This window comes from Nocardia niigatensis NBRC 100131 (assembly GCF_000308655.1).
Lineage (GTDB): Bacteria > Actinomycetota > Actinomycetes > Mycobacteriales > Mycobacteriaceae > Nocardia > Nocardia niigatensis.
In genome coordinates this window covers 559075-577614 of the sequence record NZ_BAGC01000043.1, presented here as the reverse complement: position 1 = coordinate 577614, position 18540 = coordinate 559075, and the positions used below count along the sequence as shown (strand labels likewise).

The window sequence follows — 18540 nt, the reverse complement described above, 5'->3', positions numbered from 1 at the left end:
TTGGACCAGCCGCACCCGGAGGCCCTGCGCGAGAGCCCGCCTCGAGTCCCACCGCAGGCTCGCCGATGCGGTCGGACTGCGCGCGTCAGTGTGAGCCGTGCCAGACGCCGTGATGCTCGCGGTGGGTGGACAGGCAGGCGGTGTCGGTCAGCAAGGTGTCGTAGAAATCCAGGTCGATGTGCTGGGCCTGGAGGTAGTTCATGATCCAGACCGAGGGGACCGTGCCCGGGAACTTCCCGAACGTGTCGTCTATATAGGCGGCTTGGAGGCTGACCAGTTCGCGGAAGCGGCGGTCCCACGGCGCGGCCGCGCCACGCACCCCGGGGGTGTCGGCGAATGGGCCCGGGGTCTGCGGGTGGTACGGGCCGCCCGGTCCGAACTTGCGCTCGGCCAGCGCCTCGACCGCCGCGGCCATGGTCTCGTGGTGCGGGCGGCAGCTGGCCTCGAACACCCCGGGCAAACCGGTCGGATTGGGGATGGGCCACGCCGGATCGGTGTCATAGCGGAAGCCCAGGCCAGGAACCTCTGGATCGCCGGAGGCGCCCAGCACGGTGAGCCGGTCGATGCCGTCGAAAGTCCATCCGCCCAAACCCATCGCGCCCAGCAGCAGATGACCGTTCACCACGGACGCCATGAGTTCGGCGGTGGCCTCGGTCAGCGAGTACTGCTCGACGAAGCTGAGCGGGATCGGATCGGTGAAACGCAAACGGTCCCGGTACTTCTCGACGCCAGGGATCTCGCGGCCGTGGATGTCGTCGTAGAGCGCGAACCCGTTCTGCACGAAGAACGCGATATTGGCCAGCAGCTGCTGGGCCACATCCGCGACCGGGATCACCAGCAGCGATCCGGGGTGATTCGCGATCCAGGTGTTGTGGCCCTCCAGGTAGGGTTCCTCGCACGGAATGTGAATGCGCTTGTCCGACAACCGGATCACCCGCGCCAGCAGCGCGTTCAGCTGGGCTTCGGCGGCGCCGTCGCCCTCGGCGTAGACCGTCTCGGGCGGGGCGTCGCGGGTCGGCAGGAAGTAGGTGCCGGAGTCGTCGGTGAAGAAGAACTCGCTGGTGTGGAATCCGGCCGCCGAGGCGAAGGTGCGCCCGGTCGCCGATCCGCTGTAGTTCGGCCACGCGGGCGCGTATCCGGGGTGGTGGCTGATCCCGAAATGCCATCCCGTCCAGCCCGCGACGGTATTGAGCACCACCGCGCGCTCCAAGTCGCTCAGCGGGCGTGGCGCGTGTTTGCTGGTGAAGGCGAGCGGCCCCGCCGGAATGCTCCCGCCCAGTGGAAAGCGCCGGGAGCGCCGCCCGTAGATGGCATCCAGGAGCGGGTATCGCGCCAGTCCACGCAGCGCTTCCCGTTCGCCCTCGGTGAGGGTCAGGGGCGGCACGCCCACATCGATCGAGTCCGGCACAGTTCTCCTAAGGTGAACAGAAGGTGAACATAACTTGACCAGAAGGTCGCGGGTGGCTAATAATGGCTGGTCTGTGCCTCGCAACCAGCGAGGTTTTGCACTCGGTATTACGCCGGCGCAACTCCGGAAGGAGGGCTGTCATGGCTTTCATCAACTTCTCTCGTCACCCGCTGACCGTGCTCTCGGTCCTCGCAGAGCGTTCGCGCTCGGCGCTCACCGCTCAGGAACGGGCCAATCTGCGGTCCACCCGGGCTCGCGCCGCGATCTTCAGCGCCTCGCTCGGCGTCCACAGCACACGCTGAGTCGACCGACGCAGAGTCACGAATCACGCCCGCTGTCCCGAATCATTCGGGGCGGCGGGCGTTTTGGCTCTTCGGCGGGTGGGTGCGGACGGGTGTGGGGCCCGCCGCCCCGTCGACGCCCAATCGACCGTCATAGCCGAAAAGTATCAGGCCGCTCCTGGGGTTTGTGATCGGGCTCACGCTTGAAACCGACGTAACGTCAGGTTTTAGCGTGGGTGGAGCACACCGAAAGGGAGGCTGATGGGCGATCGGACCTGGCGGGTCGGCGAGTTGGCCCGGGAGACCGGGGTGACCGTGCGGACATTGCATCACTACGACCGGCTCGGGCTGGTGACGGCGTCCTCGCGGACCTCCGGCGGGCATCGCTGCTACGCCGCCGCGGATGTGCGCCGGCTGCATCGCGTGATCGCGTTGCGGGACTTCGGTTTCACGCTCGAGGAGATCGCGGGCGTGCTCGCCGACACCCCGGATCAGGACCCCCGGGAGCTGGTCCGGCAGCAGCTCGAGGTGCTCGACGCCCGGATCGCGCAGGCCCTGCGCCTGCGTGGCCGCCTGCTCGGTGTGCGCGACGGCCTCGACCGGGTGGCCGAGCCGTCGGCACTGGAGTTCCTGCGATTGATCGAGGAGATGGTGGCCATGAATCAGCCCATGACGCTGGAGGAATTCACCCGGCTGGCCGAACAGCGCGAGGCCCGCATGCGCGAGCTCACCGAGGAGCAGCGTGCCGATTTGTTCGAGCGTCGCGAGGCCGCGTTCGCCGCGCTGAGCGCCGCTGATGTCGAGCGCATGCGGCAGGAGCGTCGTCGCTACCTGCCACCGTGCTTCGAACTCGGTGGCGCGCAAGGGTAATCACGGCGGCGGTGTCGGTCCGCCGCTAGGTCGTTATGAATGTGCCATTGACAACTGGCACATTGGTTGGCGATGCTGAGCCCATGAGGACGAGGTCAACGGTGACCTTCCCCGCACAGGCGGCGGTCCCCACCCGGCCGACGCCGCGGACGCGATTCGCGGCCGCGGCGTCGGTGGTGGGATTGCGGCAGGTCAATGGGTTGTTGCCGAACAATCGGATCGGGATCGAGGCCGGTCGCGGGCTCATCGCCGGAATCATGGCGGCCGGCGGGCCCACCCTGCCGGGCACCTCGGCCATGTCGGTGCGGTCCGGCGGCGTGCGCGGCGAATGGGTGCGCGCGGCCGGGGTGCGGCACGGCGATCGGGCCATCTACTACATCCACGGCAGCGGGTACGTGGTGTGCTCGGCCCGCACCCACCGGGGACTGGCCTCGCGACTGTCGAAGCTCACCGGGCTGCCGGTCTTCGTGCTGGACTACCGGCTGGCGCCCGAGCATCCGTTCCCGGCGGCCGCGCTGGATGTCGCGGCGGGCTACCGGTGGCTGCTCGAACACGGCTACCGGGCAGCGGATCTGGTGATCGGCGGGGATTCCGCGGGCGGCCACCTGGCCCTGGATCTGCTGCTGCAGAACGCGATCGCCGGAATCGACCAGCCCGCGGGAACGTTCATGTTCTCGCCGCTGATGGATCCTACCCTCGCCCTGGCGGAGCGGCGCGATCGGGCCCTGCCCGATCCCATGGCCCCGGCCCGGGTCGGCCGGCGGCTCATCGAGCTGTATACCGCCACCGCACCGGCGAATTCGCCTCGGCTGCGGCTCACCATTCCGGCCGGTGCGGCGCTACCGCCGCTCTACGTGCAGGCCAGCGCGGGCGAGATGCTCGCCGATGACGCCCGCCACCTGCGGGACATGGCGGCCGCGGCCGGAGTGCCGTGCGAGCTGGAGCTGTGGCCGGGACGGATCCACGTCTTCCAGGCGCTGCCGCTGCTGGTCCCCGAGGCCGTGCCCGCGCTGCGGCGCACCGCCGCGTTCGTGGCCTCGGCACTGACGCAATCGAATTCGATCTCCCGGAAGCAGGCGGGCTGACCATGTGGCCGATCGACGATCCGATGTTCGCCCTCGGCGGCAGGCGCCGCTCCCAGCATGCCCTTACGCCCAAGCTCTGGGCGTCCTGAATAGCGTCCTGCCGCAGCATGATTCGGCGGCGACCGGAACCGATCTCCAGAAGACGGGAGTCTGATATGTCCTCGAAGAACTCGACCTTCGATTTCGACGCCATGCTGGCCAAGATCAAGTCCAGGCAATGGGCGCTGGCCGATATCGACTGGGACGCACCGGGAGCCGAGCTCATCGACCCGGCCCTGCACGCCAAGCTGAAGCCGTTCATCGCCGATCTGATGTGGATCGAGAATGTCGGCGCACGCGGTTTCGCGGCCATGGCCAAGAAGGCGCCGACCCCGACGCTGGCCGAGATCTACCGCTACTTCCACGCCGAGGAGCAGCGGCACGCCAATGCCGAACTGGCCCTCATGCGGCGGTGGGGCATGCTCGAGGACGACGAGATCCCCGAGCCCAATGTCAATGTCAAGCTGGTCATCGACTTCCTCGACAAGTACTCCGATGGCATGTCGCTGTCGTTCCTGGGCACCGTCATCCCCATGCTCGAGGTGGCCCTCGACGGCGCGCTGATCAAATTCGTCACCGACGAGATCGCCGACCCGGTGGCGCAGGAGGTCTTCAAGAAGATCAACAATGACGAATCCCGGCACCTGGCCACCGATTACGCGGTCATGGAGCTGCTCGGGCACGCCAGCGCGCGCAAGCTGGCCATCGATCTGGTGGGCGGCTGGATCAAGCCGTCGCTGTTCATCGGGCTGCTCAGCTATATCCCTCTGCTGAACAAGATGCGCGACAACATCGTCGAGATGGGCGTGAGCGAGGAGAAGCTCTACGCCGCCATGGCCCGATTCAAGCAGGTCGGCGAACGCGCCCCGATCGTGAACCGGCTGCCCATGTACCGGTTCGTCAAGATGCACTCCGACTGGGTCGTCAACCGCGACCACCCGTATCACCTGCTCGCGGACGCCATGGTCAAGGTGACCGGCGCCATTCCGGACCGCCTGCTGCCCGCCCAGCCGACCTGGTCCAAGGAACTCACCTACGAGCCGGTCGCATGAGCGCCGTGAGCAAGCCACTGGACGTGGCCATCGTCGGAGCCGGATTCGCGGGCATCGGGGCGGCCATCCGGCTGCGGCAGAAGGGGATCGGCGACTTCGCCATCTTCGAGCGCGGCGACCGGGTGGGCGGCACCTGGCGTGACAACACCTACCCCGGCGCGGCCTGTGACATTCCGTCGCGGCTCTACTCCTACAGCTTCGCGCCGAATCCGGACTGGTCGCGCACCTACTCCGGCGGTTCGGAGATCCTCGGCTACATCGATTCCATGGTGGCGGAGTTCGGCATCGCGCCGCACCTCCGCTTCGGCCACGACGTCACCGGGATCGTGTTCGACGAAGCGGCCGGGCTGTGGACGCTGTCGTTCACCGGCGGACGGCGAAACGTGCGGGCGCGCACCGTGATTCTCGCCTCGGGCCCGCTGTCCAATGCCGGGTTCCCCGACATCGCGGGCATCGACGCCTATGAGGGCCACAAGATCCACAGCGCCCGCTGGGATCACGACTACGACTTCACCGGCAAGCAGGTCGCGGTGGTCGGCACCGGAGCCAGTGCCGTGCAGATCATTCCGGAACTGGTGCGGCAGGCCGCCTCGGTGAAGGTCTTCCAGCGCACGCCCGGCTGGGTGCTGCCCCGGGTGAACCGGCGCACCAACGGCCTGACCAAGCAGGTGTACCGGCAGTTGCCGGTCGCCCAGACGCTGGCGCGGGAGGCCTGGTTCTGGGGGCACGAGTCGGTGGCGCTGGGGGTGGTGTGGAATACGCCGCTCACCCGGGTCGTGGAATCGGTCGCGCTCGCGCATCTGCGCGCCCAGGTGCGCGATCCGTGGCTGCGGCGGCAGCTCACCCCGGATTTCCGGGCGGGCTGCAAGCGGCTGCTGATGAGCAGCGACTACTACCCCGCGCTGCAACGCGACAACTGCAAGCTCATCACGTGGCCGATCGCGGAGATCTCGCCGCACGGGATCCGCACGGCCGAGGGCATCGAGCACCGGTTCGACTGCATCGTGTTCGCCACCGGGTTCGAGGTGTCCAAGCAGGGCTCGCCGATTCCGGTGACCGGCCGGGACGGCCGGATGCTGGCCGACGAATGGCGCGGCGGCGCTTACGCGTTCAAGAGTGTCACGGTGGCCGGGTACCCCAATCTGTTCCTCACCTTCGGGCCGAACTCGGGACCGGGCCACAATTCGGCGCTGGTCTACATGGAGGCGCAGATCGACTACCTCACCGACGCCATCAAGATAATGCTCGACCGCGGGCTGCGCACGCTGGAGGCCCGGCAGGATCGGCAGGATCGCTACAACCGCGACCTGCAGCGCCGGCTGACCGCCACCACCTGGAACTCCGGCTGTCGCAGCTGGTATCTCACCGAGGACGGGTTCAACGCCACCATGTACCCGGGCTTCGGCACGCAGTACGCGCGGCAGCTGGCCAGGGTGGATCTGGCGGATTTCCACCTGCGCTAAGGTCGTGACCGGACTCGGGTGGCCGGCGGCAGGGACGGGAGCGATACGGATGGCGGAGTACCGCATCGACGATCTCGCCCAGGCCGCCGGCACCACCACCCGCAATGTGCGGGCGTATCAGGAGAAGGGGCTGCTGCCCACGCCCACCCGCCGCAGCGGGCGGGCGCTCATCTACGACGAGACCCATCTGGCCCGGCTGCGCATCATCGACGCGCTGCTGCAGCGCGGGTTCACCATCGCGCACATCGCCGACTTCATCACCAGCTGGGAGACCGGCAAGGATCTGACCGAGATCCTCGGCCTGCAGAGCGCGGTCACCGCCACCTGGGGCAAATCCGAAGAGCCGATGGAGATTCCGCGGGAACTGGTGGACACCTTCTTCGGCGACGCCGGCGCACAGCAGGTCGACGAGGACCAGCTGGCCCGCCTGGAGCAGCTCGGGCTGGTCCGGTTGCACGGCGACACCGTCGAACTGACCCGGCCCCAGGTGCTCGAGATCTTCGCCGGTCTCAGCGCCTACGGCTTCGGCCTGCCGGGACTCATCGACCTGCATGGCGCGCTGCTCGAACGGCTCGAGGAGATCGCCCGCCTGATGGTGGTGGCCGCCAAGGATCACATCGTCGCGCAGCACGGACCCGGCTGGCTGCCCGAGTCCGACGCCGAGATCGCCGAAACCACCGAGATGCTCAACAACTTCCGCGAACTCGGCACCCGCTCGGTGCACGACGCCCTCGACCAGGCGCTGGACAAGGCCCTGCAGGCCGAACTCGGCGCGTACCTGGAGACCGCCGCCCGCCGGCATGCCCCGGACGGACCGCAGCACCCCGCGGCCGCCCGCGGGGGCTCGGAGACGGCGTGAAGTGCCTCAGCGCAGGGCGGCTCTCGCGCCGGCTGCCTCGAGTTTGATGCGGGCCGCTTCGGCGGAGCCCTTGTCGACCTTCTCCAGGATGGCCTTGGGGGCCGCCTCGACCAGATCCTTGGCCTCCTTGAGGCCGAGGCCGGGAATGATCTCCCGCATGGCCTTGATGACCTGAATCTTCTTGTCCCCGAAGGATTCCAGCACGAGATCGAACTCGTCCTGCTCGTCGGCGGCTTCGGCCGGGGGCGCGTCGGCGACAGCCTGGACGGCCACCGGGGGCGCGGCGGTGACACCGAACTCTTCCTCGAACGCCTTCAGGAACTCCGAAAGTTCCAGCAGCGTCATACCTTTGAAGACGTCGAGCAACTCGACAATGGTCATCTTGGCCATGATGTACCCCTTGCAACGCTGACCAGGCGATACAAGTAATTCTAAGCGCGCGGGACCGCCAAGGTCATCAGATATTCGCGTTCCCCGTGTGTCAGCGGGCGTGGCGCGCCGTCCTCGATGGCGACCAGCGTGGAAGTGGCGGAGAGATACAGGTATTCGGCGTCGCGGACCTCGTGGACGAGGGTGAACGAGGTGGTGCCGATTCGTTCCACGGCCGAGGTGACGGTGACCGGCGCGGCCCGGAACAGCAGCGGCATGCGGTAGGTCAGCCGCTGGCCCGCGACGACCACCCGCCACGGCGTCGCGTCGTCGGTCCGCGGAGATCCGTCGTCGGTCCGCGGAGAGGTGTAGCGGCCCAGCAGATCCGAGCGGGCTTCGTCGAGGTACTGGGCGAACACCACATTGTTGAGGTGCTGCTGTGCGTCGATGTCGGTGCGCCGCAGCTGGATATCGTAGGTGTGCATCAGGCTTCCAGATCCTTCAGCATCCGGCGCTGCTCCTCGGGCAGCGCACGCGACTTCTGGGTGGCCTGATCGAAGGCGACCATGGTGCACACGGCCGCCGAGTACACCACGTCCTCGTCCCGGATCTCCTGCGTCAGCGCGAACGACGAGGTGCCGATCTCGCTCACCCAGGTCTCCACCCGCACCGGCTCCATCCGGTAGCGCAGCGGCGCCAGATAGTCGATGTCCATCTGCGCGACCACATTGGCGCCGCCGAAACCCCGCGTCCAGAACAGGTCGATGCGGGATTCCTCCAGGTAGCGCAGGTGCGCCGCATTGTGCACGTGCCCGTCGGCGTCCATGTCGGACCACCTCAGGGGGCACAGGAAAAGGTGTCGGGCCACCGCGCATTCATATCAAGTGAGCTGGTGTGATCCACGTCCCGCCGGGTGGCGGCAACCGCCCGGCCATTGCTCGATGGCCGAATCTGACAGAGTCGCGTCATTGACGCCATCGCGCGCGCACCGCAGGCTGAACGCATGCGGGTGGTGCTGATCGTGGTCTTCGACGGGTTCCAGCTGACCGATCTGGCCGGGCCCGCCGACGTGTTCACCGGGGCGGCCCTGCTCGGCCCGAACGCGGAGTACCGGGTCGAGCTGGCCGCGGCGCAGGCCGGGCCGGTGCGCTCCTCGTGCGGCATCGAGGTGACCGCGCGCCACGGCCTCGACACCTGGGACGAACCGCTGGACACCCTGCTCGTGGTGGGCGGGGTCAGCTTCTGGGCCGCGGCCGGGGACGACGATCTGGTGACCGGCGTCCGGCGGGTGGCGGCGGGCTCGGAGCGGGTGGGCTCGGTCTGCTCGGGCACCTTCCTGCTGGCCCGGGCCGGACTGCTGGACGGCCGCCGGGCCACCACCCATTGGGCGGGCGGCGAGCTGCTGGCCGCCCAGTTCCCGGCCATCACCACCGAACCCGACCGCATCTATGTGCGCGACGGGCCCATGTGGACCTCGGCGGGGGTGACCGCGGGCATCGATCTGGCGCTGGCCATCGTGGCCGCCGACCACGGTCCGGAGCTGGCCCGGGAGGTGGCCCGCTGGATGGTGGTGTATCTGCACCGGCCCGGCGGGCAGAGCCAGTTCAGCGCGCCGCTGACCGCCAATCCGCCGAAGCGGAATTCGCTGCGGGCCCTGCAGGTCTGGATCGAGGAGAACCCGGAGGCCGATCTGTCGCTGCCCGCGCTGGCCGAGCGGGTCGGCATGAGCATCCGGCACTTCTCCCGGGTCTTCGCCGGCGAGACCGGGACCACGCCTGCCCGCTATGTCGAGCAGGTACGGGTCGCCGCGGCCCGGCGGCTGCTGGAGAACACCGATCAGCCCATGGACCGGGTCGCCGCCGCCGTCGGGCTCGGGAGCCCCGAGACCCTGTACCGAATCTTCCACCGCCAGCTGGGCATACCGCCGGGCGAGTACCGCGCCCGGTTCACCGATTTCTGAAAGGGGGAGTGTCCCATGACATTCCAGATCGCCATCGTGCTCTATCCGGGGATGACCGTGCTGGACGCGGTCGGGCCGTACGAGGTGCTGCGGATGATTCCGGACAGCGAAGTGCGGTTCATCTCCAATGAAGTGGGCCCGATCGTGTCCGACAGCGGGGTGCTGGCGCTGGGCGCGACCCACACCTTCGCCGAGACACCCGCACCGGATCTGGTACTGGTCGGCGGATCGGAGGCCGCGACCACCGCGGCCATGGCTGATAAGGAGCTCATCGACTGGCTGCGAGCCGTGCACCCGAACACTACGTGGACCACGTCGGTCTGTTCCGGCGCGCTGATCCTGGCCGCCGCCGACATCCTGCGCGGCCACCCCGCCACCACGCACTGGGCCGCCCAGCCGGCGCTGGCGGCCTTCGGGGCCGAGTCGCGCCCGCACGACCGCATCGTGCACAGCGGCAAGATCGTCACCGCCGCGGGGGTTTCGGCCGGCATCGATCTGGGGCTGTGGCTGGTCGGCCGGATCGCGGGGGAGCAGATCGCCCAGATGACCCAGCTCTATATCGAATACGACCCGCACCCGCCGTTCGACACCGGCCACCCGGACAAGGCGCCCGCCGAGATCATGCGCATGGCGCGCCTGGAGATGACCAAACGCTCCGCCAAACCACGCATTCCGGTGGACCTGGCCACCACCTTCTGGCGGCTGACCCTCAATCGCATGCGGGAGCGCGCCGCCGCCAAGCGCTGAATTCCCGTACCGCCGAAAGGGTGACCGAGCTGCTCGGCGAGCACTTCTTCGCCAATCCGCATGCGTACTACCGGCTTTGGCGCGAGAACGGCCCGGTCCACCGGGTGCATTTCGGCGACGGCGTGGACCGCTGGATCATCATCGGCTACGAGGAGGCCCGCGCGGCGCTGGCGGATCCGCGGCTGTGCAAGGACATCGACCGGCTGGAAGCGGTCATCGAGCGCAAGTACTCCGGGGAGTGGCGGGGCCCACGCACCCACGATGGCCTGCGGCACATGCTCAATGCCGATCCGCCCACCCACACCCGGCTGCGCAAGGCGGTGTCCCAGGCGTTCACCGCGCGCCGGGTGGCCGCCCTGCGGCCGATCATCGAGCGGACCGCGAACGACCTGCTCGACGCCATGGCCGGGCACGATCAGGTGGATCTACTGCAGGCCTTCGCGGTGCCGCTACCGGTGGCGGTGATCTGCCACCTGCTGGATGTGGACATCGACGATCACGGCACCTTCCGGGAATGGACCAAGGCGCTCGTCGGCACCCTGGAACCGGATGTGGACCGGGCCCGGGCGCACGACGAGATGGTGGCGTTCCTGCGGAAGATGCTGCGGCGCAAGCGGGCCGAGCCCGGCGAGGACGTGCTCTCGGCCCTGGTCGGCGATGACGACGCCGAGCTCGACGAGGGCGAGCTGATCGGCATGGCGCTGCTGCTCCTGGTCGCCGGGCACGAGACCACGGTGAATCTGGTCGGCAACGGCATGCTCGCGCTGCTGCGCGACCGCCCGTGGCTGGAACGCCTGCGCGAGAATCCGGACCTGGTCCCCGCGGCCGTCGAGGAGTTCCTGCGCTTCGACGGGCCGGTCGACATGGCCACTCTGCGCTTCACCAGTGAGCCGATCACCGTGGGCGGCAACGTCATTCCCGAGGGCGAGCTGGTGCTGGTGGCGCTGGCCGCGGCCAATCGCGACCCGCGCACGTTCGCCGACCCGCACCGCCTCGACCCCGCCGCCGAGCGTGCCGCTCACCTCGGCCTCGGCTACGGCGTCCACTACTGCGTCGGAGCGCCGCTGGCCCGCCTCGAGGGCCGGGTGGCCTTCACGGCGCTGCTGCAACGCTTCCCGGACATCGAGCTGGCCGTCGACGACTCCGAGCTGCGCTGGTACCCGAATGCCGTCATCCACGGCCTGAAGCGACTGTCGGTGCGCCTGCGTTCATGATCGAATTCCGGGGCCGCGGAACCGGATTCGAAATTTCCCGGCGACGAGCGATGAGTTTCCGCCGGCGCGGCGGTCTATATACGAGAACAGACGTTCGAATTGCCCGTCGAGTCAAAAGAGTTGATCTTCATGACCGTATTCGCCATCTATGGGGCCACCGGTCACACCGGTCGCCTGGTCGCCGCCGATCTGATCGCACGGGGGAAGGAAGTCGTCGTGTCCGGGCGGGATCCGGATGCTCTCGCCGCCCTGGGCGCTTCGCGGGTGCTGACCGCCGCACTGGACGATCCGGCCGCGCTGCGGGCGCTGGCCGAGGCCGCCGACGTGATCGTCCACTGCGCGGGGCCCTTCGCCACCACGGGGCTGCCGGTCGCCACGGCCGCCGTCGAGGGTGGTTGTCACTATGTCGATCACGCGGTGGAGGTCCATCACGTGAAGCGGCTGTTCGACGACTTCACCGAGCCCGCCCAGCGGGCCGGGATCACCATGCTGCCGAGCGTGAGTTTCTATGGGGGACTGGGCGATCTGCTGGCCGGCGCCGTCGCGCGCGGGATCTCCGACATCGACCGGATCACCGTGGCCTACAACGTCACCAACTGGATGATGACGCACGGCGCGGTGGAGACGGCGCGCCTGCTGTTCGCCGACACCGATCGCATCGGCTACGAAAACGGGGAGCCTCGGTACGGATTCGTGGAACCGCGGCAGGCGATCTTCGCCTTCCCGCCGCCGGTCGGGCCCCGGCCCATGATCGCGCCGGTGCCGTTCCCGGAGGCGGTCACGGTGCCTCGCCACACCCGCGCCAGAGCCGTCGAGGCACAGCTCACCTCGCGCACCTTCGAGGAGGAACAGGCCTTCGCCAGCGAGGATGTCGAGCCGGCGGCCCGGGCCGCCAGCGAGTTCATGATCGCCGCACAGGTTCTCGCGCCCGCCGGCTCCGCGGCCGGGACACTGACCGGCCGGGACCTCTGGTCGGCGGCCGCGCTGGCGTCGGTGGAGGCGGCGGTGCGGCTCGCCGAGGGCGGCGCCAAGAGCGGAGTCGCCAGTCCCGGTGAGGCTTTCGACGCCGTGGACTTCCTGACCACCGTCGCCGCGCGCGGGGTATTCGACCTTCGGTTGCCGGCGACGGCGTGAGGAGCAGAACAATGGAACCGATTCTCGTCACCGGCGCGGCCGGTGGCAGCCAGGGCGGCACCGGCCGGCTGGTCACCGAGACCCTGCTGCGCGCGGGCCTGCCGGTGCGTGCCTTCGTGCACAGCGACGACGGCCGCGCGGCCGAGCTGAAGGATCTCGGCGCCGAGGTCGTCGTCGGCGATCTGCGCGAGATCACCGCCGTGACGCCCGCGCTGGAGGGCGTGTGCCGGGCCTACTTCATCTATCCGGTGACCGCCGGAATGCTGGACGCCACCGCGGTTCTCGCGGCCGTCGGCCGTCGGTCGGGTCTGCGACGCGTGGTCGCCACCTCGCAGCTCGGCTCCGATCCGCAGGCGGGCACTCCGCACATGCGGCGGCACTGGGTGGCCGAACAGGTGCTCGACAACGCGGACGTCGGGGCGGTGCACCTCCGTGCGGCCGTGTTCTACGAGAACCTGCGGGTGGCCATCGGCGACCGCGGCGAGCTGGCGCTGCCGCTCGGTTCCCCGGACACCGTGCTGCCGCTCATCGCGGGCGCGGATGTGGCCGGGGTCGGGGCGGGCGTGCTGCGCACCGAGGGCTCGGTGGATCCGGTGCTGTGGCTGGCGGGCGAGATCATGACCGTCGGCGAGGCCGCCGAATTGTTCGGCGTCCCCTACCGGAACGTGGATCCGGGCGAGTGGTCCGAGTGGGCCATGACGGTCTACCGCGACGCGGTCGCCGTGGAGCACCTGACCCATCTGTGGACCATGTTCGCCGCCATCGGATCCGGTCACGAGCTCTTCCGCGTGACCGAGTCCATCGAGCGGTTCACCGGCCACCCGCCGATCACCCTGCGCGAGTTCGTCACTTCGGCGTGAGGAAGTCCTCCAGGAAGTTGCCCAGGCGCTCGGCCCGTGCGGCGATGCTGCGAGTGGATTGCGCATCGTCGTCGATGCCCTGCTCCTGGGCGTTCTTCAGGCAGCGGCGCGAGGTCCACGCTGAAGGTGAGTTGCGTTCGGGCGCTGGTGGAATCGGCGCCGGCCGTGCACACAGCGGTACCCGTACCGCCTCGTCGCAGGCGCCGCCGCCCTTGCCGCGCAGCCCGTGCGATCCGGCGTAGGACACTTACGCGGGCCGGTCGTCACGCTCGAGCGGGACCCGGCGTTTCCCCTCCGGAGGACAGAACGCGGAGGTAGTGCTCGACCTCGCGCTGGATGGCGGTTCGCCCGGGGCCCAGGTAGCGGCGTGGGTCGGAGAGGTCCGGGTGCGCGGCCAGGGTGGCTCGAACCGATTCGGCCAGGGCGATATTCAAACGGGTCGCGATATTGACCTTCGCCATCCCGTGCCGGACAGCCGCGCGCAGGCCGGTGTCGGAGACACCCGACGATCCGTGCAGCACCAGGGGGACGGGCAGTTTCGCGGCCAGGGCGGCGATGAGCCGGGTGTCCAGCACGGCGTCGCGGGTGCGCATGGCGTGGGCCGAGCCGACGGCCGCGGCCAGCGCGTCCACGCCGGTGGCCGCGACGAACGCGACGGCCTCGTCCGGATCGGTGCGCACGCCCGGGGTGTGCGCACCGTCCTTGCCGCCGATCGCGCCCAGCTCGGCCTCGACATGCACGCCCCGGTCCTGGCACCAGCGGGTGACGGTCGCGGTCGCTTCGACATTGGCGGCGTAGTCGAGGGCGGAGCCGTCGTACATGACCGACGTGATGCCGAGTTCCACTGCCTGCGTGATCAATTCGCGGGAGGTGGCGTGGTCCAGATGGACCGCGAGCGCGGCGCCGCTGTCGGCGGCCAGGTGCAGGCAGGCGTGGGCGAGCGGCTTCAGGCCCCGGTGATAGCGAACGGTGTTCTCCGAAATCTGTAGTACCGCAGGCCGATTCGCGGACTCGGCCGCGGCGGCGATGGCCTGCGCGTGCTCGAGGGTGATGACATTGAACGCGCCCAGCCCGCCTGGACGGGCGGCGGCGAGCAGCTCGGGGAGCGGGACCAGCGTCACGGGCGGGACTCCGGGTCGAGCGCGGTGACGTGGACGGCGGGGGTGAGGCGGTCGCGCAGCGTCAGATCGATCTCGCCCGCCACCGGAATCACCACGGCCGCCGCGGAAGTCGCGACGGCATCGGTGAGCAGGGCCGGCCAGTCCGGTTCACCGGGCGCGGCCAGCGCGCGGATGACGGCGGCCGCGGCGGCATCGCCCGCGCCGGTCGGATTGCCCGGCAATGGTTCCGGCAGGGTCGCGGACCAGGCCCCGGACGCGGTCACCGCGACCATGCCCGCCGCGCCGCGCGTGGCCACCACGGCGCGGACACCGGCCGCCAGCAGTGGACGGGTGGCGGCCGCCACGGCACCCGGGGTCTCGGCGATGATGCCGGTGAGCCGTTCCAGCTCATCCTGATTGGGCATGAGGACGATGCCGGGGACGGTGGCCGCCAGCTTCAGGGCCGGGCCGTCGACATCGCACACCGCCGGCACGCCCGCCGCGACGGCCGCGCGCGCCAGCTCGGCGGGCACCCCGTCGTCCACGCCGCCGGGCAGCGAACCGGACACCACCAGTCCGCGCAGCTCGGGCAGCAGGAACGCGACCCGATCCAGCAGCCGGTCCACGGCATGAGGTTCGTGCACGTAGGCCCCCGGCTCCCACAGGCCCGTGGCGGTGCCGTCGCGGGATTCGCTGACCACCACGGTGCGCCGCACCCATGGCAGGGCGGGCACGAAGTCGGCGGGGAATTCGGCGCCGGCCGCCGCCGCGAACAGGTGATCGGCGAATCCCGTTGCGCGGACGGAACTGCCGAGCTGGCACAGGACGCGGGTGACGTTGATGCCCTTGCCGCCCAGCCGCTGCTCGACCGCCAGCACCCGCTGGGCGCGCCCGCGTTCCAGGCGCTCGAGCCGGTAGGTCAGGTCGTAGGCGGGATTCATGGTGACGGTGAGGATCACGCCAGCCACCGGCCCCGGCGCAGCACTCGCCGCAGGTGCAGGTCGTCGTCGAGGACCACGGCGTCCGCGTACAGGCCCGGCCGCAGGTCGCCGACCTGGTCCAGCCCGGCCGCGTCCGCGGGGGTCGAGGTGACGGCCGCGACCGCGTCGTACAGCGGGATGCCGCACTCCCGCACCGCCCAGCGCAGGCAGCGCAGCAGGGTCGCCGTGCCGCCCGCCAGCGAGCCGCCCGGCACCCGGGCCACGCCGTCGGCCACGGTGACCGGCCGCGGTCCCAGTCGGTACTGCCCATCCGGCATGCCCGCGGCCTGCATGGCGTCGGTGACCAGCACCACGCGGTCCGGCGCCGTGGCGAAGACCAGTGCGCCGAAGCCGGAATCGACGTGCACGCCGTCCCCGATGACCTCCACGAAGGCCTGCCGCTGGGCCGCCGCGATCAGGCCCGCCGCCACCGGCCCGGACGCGCGATGATGCAGCGGCGGCATGCCGTTGGCCAGATGGGTGACCAGGGTGGCGGACCCCTCCGGGCTCAGCGCCGCCCGGAAGCGGGCGAAGGTCGAATCACTGTGGCCCACGGCTACTACCACGCCGCTGTCGACCAATTGCTTGGCTGCGGTGTCGAATCCGGCCCGTTCGGGGGCCAGGGTCATGACCCGCAGCGTGCCGTCGGCGGCCCGGAGCAGGCGATCGATGAGCGCCGGGTCCGGATCGATCAGGTATCCGAGATCATGGGCGCCACAGCGGGTCCGGGACAGGAACGGGCCCTCGACATGAATACCGGCGATGGATCCGTCGGCGGCGAGTGCCCGCAGCACCGCGGCCTGGGCGACCATGGTGTCGGGCGCCGCGGTCACCAGGCTGGCGAGCACGCTGGTCGAGCCGCGCCGGTGATGGAAGGCGGCCGCCGCGCGCGCCTCCGCTGGATCCTCGGTGTCGAAGCGGTGGCCGAAACCGCCGTGAGTGTGGATGTCCACCAGGCCCGGGACGATCGTGCCCGCGTATTCGGGCGGCAGTTCGCGGTGGGTGGTGGCCCATTCCGTGGCGGGTCGCACCGCGGCCACCCGCTCGCCCCGGATCGTGACGACACCGTCCTCCAGCACCCCCGCGCGGGTCACCACCCGGCCGCGTAGTTCGAGTCCGCGCCGCGCGGTCATCGCAGCGCCCCTGTCCGGGCCAGGTGGGCCGCGCCGATCAGTCCGGCGCGAATCCCGAACTCGCCCTGTGCGACCCGAGGGACCGGCACCACCCGCAGCAGGGCGGTGAGCCGGGCGTGCAGACCGTCGGTGAGGACGGCGCCCGCGCGGGCCAGACCCCCGCCGAGCACGATCAGCTCGGGGCAGCCGGCGTGTACGACGCCCAGCAGGGCCTCGGCCAGCGCGTCGATGGCATCGTCCACCACCGCCCGCGCCGCCGGATCGGTGTCGATGGCAGCGAAAACCGTTTCCGCACCGGTGATTTCGCGACCGGTGCGGGCCGCGTAGGCTCGCGCGATGGCGGGTCCCGACGCGACCGTCTCGACGCAGCCGGTATTGCCGCACGGGCAGGGCAGGCCGTCGCGGTGGCGTACCGGGATATGGCCGTATTCTCCAGCCTGCGCCGGACCGGACTGCCCGGCGGGCGCGCGCACCAGCCGGCCGCCCACCGACAGCGTGCCGCTGATACCGGTGCCGAGGATCAGCACACAGACGTCGTCGAGGCCGCGGCCCGCACCGAACCGCCATTCGGCCCAGCCCGCCACGGTCACATCGTGATCGATCAGCACCGGAAGGCCCCAGCCGTCGGCGAAACGATTGCCCACCTTGGCATTCCGCCAGCCGAGATTGCTGCTGAAGACCGCGATGCCGCGTTCCGCGTCGACCAGCCCGGGCAGTACGACGGCCGCCCGGGTCACCCGCCGCCGGTGGTCCGGCGGGAGGGCCGCCAGCAGCTCGCCGCCGAGCCGTTCGATGGTCTCGAAGGCGGCCTCGCCGCGCGGTGTCCCGACGGTCGCCGCGCCCCGGACGGCGCCGCCCGCGTCGGTGATCTCGGCCTTGGTGGTGCCGCCCCCGACGTCCACGGCGAGCACCAGATCCGTTGCTGCGACAGCCATCACGGCACACCCATCAGCCCAGGATGACCGATCGGGTCAGGTTGCGCGGGTGATCGGGATCCAAACCCAGGTCGGCGGCCCGCAGCAGGCACAGCCGGTGCACGCGCACCAGCTCGGCGATGGGGTCGAGGCCGCGATGCTCGACATGCGCTCCGGCGGCGCGGATGTCGTCGGCCAAGCCGGGCGGCTGCGCGCCCAATGCCCACACGGCGCGACCCGGCCCGGCAATGCTGATCGGGCCGTGCCGGTACTCGGTGGACAGATACGACTCGGTCCAGCAGCGGCAGGACTCCCGCAACTTCAGGGCGGCCTCGTCGGCGAGCGCGGCCGCGAAACCCATTCCCACGAAACTGATCTGCTCGGCCCGCCGGACACCGAACAGCGCATCGGCGTCATCCTCGGCCAGCACGGCGCGGGCCTGCGCGATCACCGGGCCCAGATCCTCGCCGAGGTGCCAGCGCAGCAGGGCCAGTGTCGTGGTGGCGAACCGGGTCTGGACCACCGAACGCTCGTCCACCTCGTCGATGAGGATCGAGTCGGCCATGTCCAGGACCGGCGTCGCGGGGCTGGAGGTGATGACCGTGCGCGGAATCTCCTCGGGCAGTGCGGAGATGGCGTCCAGGACCTCGGTGGTGGTGCCGGAGCGGCAGATCACCAGATAGCGGTCGTAGGCGCGGGCGCGCGGTTCCCCGGCCGGCCACGCGTCGGTGAGCCCCTGCCCGGCGGATTCCCGCAGCGTCGCGAAGGCGCGGGCCATGAACAGCGAGGTGCCGCAGCCCAGTACGGCCACCCGCTCACCCGAGACGGGCAGCAGGTGGCGGCCGGCGGCGGCGGTGGCTTCGGCGCGCGCCCAGTCGTCGGGCTGGGTGGCCACTTCGGCGGCCAGATGGCTTGCCGGGATGGAGATTCGATTCGCCTCGGGCAGCACGTACCCAGGATCGGCCCCGTGATCGTTCATGTCAATTTTCCCGGTCAAACGATCACATTCAAGCAGACTTCGCGTTAGATTCGGACATACCGAATCGTTCGCTTCATCATCCGCGATTCGTGT

General features: G+C 70.0%; 21 protein-coding genes. 11 read left to right on the top strand and 10 right to left on the bottom strand.

Annotated features, from left to right (window positions below):
• Nucleotides 1-85: 85 nt before the first annotated feature.
• On the bottom strand, nucleotides 86-1408 hold the full coding sequence (locus tag ON33_RS19980; RefSeq protein ID WP_245550594.1) for a hypothetical protein: 1323 nt from the start codon (nucleotides 1406-1408) through the stop codon (nucleotides 86-88).
• Between the two features lie 140 nt (nucleotides 1409-1548).
• On the opposite strand from ON33_RS19980, the gene ON33_RS41390 reads away from it, so the two are divergent.
• The 6 genes from ON33_RS41390 to ON33_RS19955 all read left to right on the top strand — a co-directional run bounded on the left by ON33_RS41390 (nucleotide 1549) and on the right by ON33_RS19955 (nucleotide 7057).
• Entirely contained in the window at nucleotides 1549-1710 is a 162-nt protein-coding gene (locus ON33_RS41390; RefSeq protein ID WP_157184615.1) for a hypothetical protein, read from the top strand.
• 240 nt (nucleotides 1711-1950) lie between these two features.
• Nucleotides 1951-2559, top strand: coding sequence for a MerR family transcriptional regulator (locus ON33_RS19975; protein WP_040860378.1), 609 nt, complete (start codon nucleotides 1951-1953; stop codon nucleotides 2557-2559).
• Nucleotides 2560-2642: 83 nt separating this feature from the next.
• Nucleotides 2643-3644 carry an alpha/beta hydrolase gene (locus ON33_RS19970; protein ID WP_063711032.1) on the top strand — a complete coding sequence of 334 codons (1002 nt, stop codon included), beginning with the start codon at nucleotides 2643-2645 and terminating at the stop codon, nucleotides 3642-3644.
• Between the two features lie 155 nt (nucleotides 3645-3799).
• The gene (locus tag ON33_RS19965; RefSeq protein WP_040860377.1) at nucleotides 3800-4735 is read left to right on the top strand and encodes a ferritin family protein; all 936 of its coding nucleotides are present in this window, start codon (nucleotides 3800-3802) and stop codon (nucleotides 4733-4735) included.
• Entirely contained in the window at nucleotides 4732-6198 is a 1467-nt protein-coding gene (locus ON33_RS19960; protein WP_040860376.1) for a flavin-containing monooxygenase, read from the top strand. The genes ON33_RS19965 and ON33_RS19960 overlap by 4 nt, the downstream gene beginning before the upstream one ends.
• A 49-nt stretch (nucleotides 6199-6247) precedes the next feature.
• Complete coding sequence (locus tag ON33_RS19955) at nucleotides 6248-7057, top strand: MerR family transcriptional regulator (protein WP_040860375.1); 810 nt, start codon at nucleotides 6248-6250, stop codon at nucleotides 7055-7057.
• Between the two features lie 6 nt (nucleotides 7058-7063).
• Here ON33_RS19955 and rplL read toward each other — a convergent pair whose 3' ends face one another.
• Genes rplL through ON33_RS19940 form a run of 3 tightly spaced genes read right to left on the bottom strand, consistent with a single transcriptional unit; the run spans nucleotide 7064 to nucleotide 8252 of the window.
• Nucleotides 7064-7447: a 50S ribosomal protein L7/L12 gene (gene rplL, locus ON33_RS19950; RefSeq protein ID WP_040860374.1), complete on the bottom strand. Its 384-nt coding sequence runs from the start codon at nucleotides 7445-7447 to the stop codon at nucleotides 7064-7066.
• A gap of 41 nt (nucleotides 7448-7488) precedes the next feature.
• Nucleotides 7489-7911 (bottom strand): acyl-CoA thioesterase, encoded by a 423-nt coding sequence (locus ON33_RS19945; RefSeq protein ID WP_040860373.1) that lies wholly within the window; start codon nucleotides 7909-7911, stop codon nucleotides 7489-7491.
• Nucleotides 7911-8252 carry an acyl-CoA thioesterase gene (locus ON33_RS19940; RefSeq protein ID WP_051152487.1) on the bottom strand — a complete coding sequence of 114 codons (342 nt, stop codon included), beginning with the start codon at nucleotides 8250-8252 and terminating at the stop codon, nucleotides 7911-7913. The genes ON33_RS19945 and ON33_RS19940 overlap by 1 nt, the downstream gene beginning before the upstream one ends.
• 177 nt (nucleotides 8253-8429) lie before the next feature.
• Between ON33_RS19940 and ON33_RS19935 the strand changes: the two genes are divergently transcribed.
• The 5 genes from ON33_RS19935 to ON33_RS19915 all read left to right on the top strand — a co-directional run bounded on the left by ON33_RS19935 (nucleotide 8430) and on the right by ON33_RS19915 (nucleotide 13341).
• On the top strand, nucleotides 8430-9386 hold the full coding sequence (locus tag ON33_RS19935; RefSeq protein ID WP_040860371.1) for a GlxA family transcriptional regulator: 957 nt from the start codon (nucleotides 8430-8432) through the stop codon (nucleotides 9384-9386).
• A gap of 15 nt (nucleotides 9387-9401) precedes the next feature.
• Nucleotides 9402-10133 carry a DJ-1/PfpI family protein gene (locus ON33_RS19930; RefSeq protein ID WP_040860370.1) on the top strand — a complete coding sequence of 244 codons (732 nt, stop codon included), beginning with the start codon at nucleotides 9402-9404 and terminating at the stop codon, nucleotides 10131-10133.
• A 20-nt stretch (nucleotides 10134-10153) separates the two neighbouring features.
• Nucleotides 10154-11347 carry a cytochrome P450 family protein gene (locus ON33_RS19925; protein WP_040860369.1) on the top strand — a complete coding sequence of 398 codons (1194 nt, stop codon included), beginning with the start codon at nucleotides 10154-10156 and terminating at the stop codon, nucleotides 11345-11347.
• Nucleotides 11348-11476: 129 nt separating this feature from the next.
• Nucleotides 11477-12481 (top strand): saccharopine dehydrogenase NADP-binding domain-containing protein, encoded by a 1005-nt coding sequence (locus tag ON33_RS19920; protein WP_040860655.1) that lies wholly within the window; start codon nucleotides 11477-11479, stop codon nucleotides 12479-12481.
• Between the two features lie 11 nt (nucleotides 12482-12492).
• A complete protein-coding gene (locus ON33_RS19915) occupies nucleotides 12493-13341 on the top strand; it encodes an NAD(P)H-binding protein (RefSeq protein WP_051152486.1) in 849 nt (282 codons plus the stop codon).
• Here ON33_RS19915 and ON33_RS42300 read toward each other — a convergent pair.
• Genes ON33_RS42300 through ON33_RS19885 form a run of 6 tightly spaced genes read right to left on the bottom strand, consistent with a single transcriptional unit; the run spans nucleotide 13328 to nucleotide 18447 of the window.
• Nucleotides 13328-13588: a hypothetical protein gene (locus tag ON33_RS42300; protein WP_040860368.1), complete on the bottom strand. Its 261-nt coding sequence runs from the start codon at nucleotides 13586-13588 to the stop codon at nucleotides 13328-13330. The genes ON33_RS19915 and ON33_RS42300 overlap by 14 nt on opposite strands.
• 16 nt (nucleotides 13589-13604) lie before the next feature.
• Nucleotides 13605-14462 carry a class II fructose-bisphosphate aldolase gene (locus ON33_RS19905; RefSeq protein ID WP_040860367.1) on the bottom strand — a complete coding sequence of 286 codons (858 nt, stop codon included), beginning with the start codon at nucleotides 14460-14462 and terminating at the stop codon, nucleotides 13605-13607.
• Entirely contained in the window at nucleotides 14459-15400 is a 942-nt protein-coding gene (locus ON33_RS19900; protein ID WP_245550593.1) for a hexose kinase, read from the bottom strand. The genes ON33_RS19905 and ON33_RS19900 overlap by 4 nt, the downstream gene beginning before the upstream one ends.
• Nucleotides 15397-16554 (bottom strand): N-acetylglucosamine-6-phosphate deacetylase, encoded by a 1158-nt coding sequence (locus ON33_RS19895; protein ID WP_040860366.1) that lies wholly within the window; start codon nucleotides 16552-16554, stop codon nucleotides 15397-15399. The genes ON33_RS19900 and ON33_RS19895 overlap by 4 nt, the downstream gene beginning before the upstream one ends.
• Nucleotides 16551-17489, bottom strand: coding sequence for an ROK family protein (locus ON33_RS19890; protein WP_040860365.1), 939 nt, complete (start codon nucleotides 17487-17489; stop codon nucleotides 16551-16553). The genes ON33_RS19895 and ON33_RS19890 overlap by 4 nt, the downstream gene beginning before the upstream one ends.
• 13 nt (nucleotides 17490-17502) lie before the next feature.
• Nucleotides 17503-18447, bottom strand: a complete 945-nt coding sequence (locus tag ON33_RS19885; protein WP_083869110.1) for an SIS domain-containing protein — start codon at nucleotides 18445-18447, stop codon at nucleotides 17503-17505.
• Nucleotides 18448-18540 lie beyond the last annotated feature (93 nt).